The organism is Halorubrum sp. SP9, assembly GCF_005435015.1.
Taxonomy (GTDB): Archaea; Halobacteriota; Halobacteria; order Halobacteriales; family Haloferacaceae; genus Halorubrum; species Halorubrum sodomense.
Window position 1 is genome coordinate 1 of the sequence record NZ_SGXU01000266.1, and the last position, 586, is coordinate 586.

Genomic DNA, 586 nt, shown 5'->3' on the forward strand with positions numbered 1-586 from the left:
AAGTCGATCCCGACGAAGTGGCCGAGCGGGAGGAGCGTGTGGCGTCCGGCGAGACGGATTGGAAGGACCTCACTGGGAGCCACAACCCCCTGTGGCAGTTGGATATGAGCGACCTTGGTTTCCACGCGGGAGAGCGTGGGAAGAACCCCCTCGGGCACTTCGGTGACAGCGAGAACTACTTTGTCACCATCGGTGGGAAAGGCGGCGACCTGATCGCCTACGACCACAAGCGCAAAGCAACATACAATTTCGGACACTTTGCCCTGTGCGACATGGGCGAGCGCGACGACCGACAGGGAGTGACCGGCCAGGAGATGACCGGCATCGAGAAGTTCAAACTGTGGGAGTACGCCCGCAAGCACAACCTCGTCTCAGAGCACACGCCGATCCCGTACGACGGGCTCGTCGGGTTCGCACTGACCAACGACATCCTCGCAGAGGAGACGGTCAAGGAGCGACTGGATGCTCAGCGGGAGGCGGACAGCGACGAGGATGAGCCGTCGCTCATCCAAGGGTCGGAGTACGTCGAGATTTACGAAGCTATCGAGGAGCAGACAGGTTACACGCCGGGGCAGTACCAAGATGA

General features: G+C 60.9%; 1 pseudogene. It reads left to right on the forward strand.

What is annotated here, in order from left to right:
- Positions 1-586, forward strand: a pseudogene (locus EXE45_RS19935) (hypothetical protein); the annotation flags it as partial.